Source organism: Peterkaempfera griseoplana, from assembly GCF_001418575.1.
Lineage (GTDB): Bacteria > Actinomycetota > Actinomycetes > Streptomycetales > Streptomycetaceae > Peterkaempfera > Peterkaempfera griseoplana.
In genome coordinates, this window is the sequence record NZ_LIQR01000624.1 from 1 (window position 1) to 1,287 (window position 1,287).

A 1,287-nucleotide genomic window follows, 5' to 3' on the forward strand; every position below is an offset into this window, starting at 1 on the left:
CGAAGACGCCGATGTCGGTCTGGTTCTCGAAGATGGCCTTGTAGCTGCCGTCGCACTCCAGCGCGCCGACGAAGATCTCACGCGGGCCCTGGGTGCCGTCACTGGAGCCGATGGCCTCGCCTGCGCGCTTGATGGTCAGATCCAGGGACAGGCCGCGGGTGGTCGCCACGGAGTTCTGGGTCTGGGTCCAGGTCCAGCCGAGGTGCGGGGTGAAGGCGCTGTAGGTCTCGGTGGCGTTGGACTGCGGTACGCCCTGCAGGCTGAGGGCCTTGAGGGACAGCGACACCGAGGCCTTCGGGTCGATCTTGACCTGGAGATCGGTGAACTTCGTCCCGGCGTAGCCCAGGGTCTGCGTGGTGTCGTTCACTGTCAGCGAGTACGACGGGATCGCCTGCGTGGGGTCCTGCTTGAAGGTGTGCTTCGTCGCGGACACCACGGCGACGCTGGAGGAGTGGGGCAGCGTCAGACCGCCGGCCGGGGAGGTGATCGGGATCGTGTATGGGCCGGATCCGGTGGGGGTGCCGGTCAGGGCGTACTCGATGTTCGCCGCGGTGTCGATCTTGATGAGGGATCCGGCCGGGATCGACACCGGTACCGAGATCGACGTCGCGCCCGCCGTCGTCGAGGCGGACAGTGTCGTGCTGATGCCTGCGGTCACGGTGTCCGGGCCGATCACGGCCCGCAGGAAGTGCCCTGTCAGGTCGGGGTAGGCCATCACGTCGATGTCCCACTCGGCGTTGACGGAGCCCTGGTAGACGCCCTGGAGGACGGTGTCGTTGCCGCGGATCGACTCGTCGCGCAGCGGGTCGATCTTGTCCTCGAAGTCCGCCTTGTCGAAGGGGATGCCGACCGTCGGGGCCGTGTAGGTGTTCGCGACGGTCTCCTTGGCCAGGCCAAGGGTCGCGAGCCTGCTGAGCTGGGTCACTTGCCCGCTCCCTTCTCCTCAGCGGCGTCAGCGGAGCGCCGGGACTTCACGGGCGGCACCAGATCGGGCTCCGGCTCCGGCGGGGCCTGGACCGGCTCGAACCCGGCCAGGTGATAGGGCCACTGGACGACCTCGTCCGGGCCGACGGTGGCGGGGACGGCGGGCACCACGACCTCGTGGCCGGTGGCGTTCCGCTGCGGATACGGGGCGGGAGGATCTGTGTCGGCCACGGCCGGGCACCTCTCTTGGGGCATGACGGACGCCCCCGACCGCGTTCGGCCGCAGGGCAGGGCAGTTGGGGGTAGGCGTCAGGCGGTGTAGTCGGCGTCGTCCGCCGTGTACGTGATCTGGGCAGTCAGGGC

At 69.1% G+C, this 1,287-nt stretch carries 2 protein-coding genes; both read right to left on the reverse strand.

Annotation, left to right across the window (positions count from 1 at the left end; translation table 11 throughout):
• Positions 1-925 (reverse strand): phage tail tube protein (locus tag AOK09_RS34315; protein ID WP_055591124.1); only part of this gene is annotated, 925 nt, incomplete at its 3' end.
• Complete coding sequence (locus AOK09_RS34320) at positions 922-1,155, reverse strand: hypothetical protein (protein WP_055591125.1); 234 nt, start codon at positions 1,153-1,155, stop codon at positions 922-924. The genes AOK09_RS34320 and AOK09_RS34315, both read right to left, overlap by 4 nt.
• Positions 1,156-1,287: the final 132 nt, after the last annotated feature.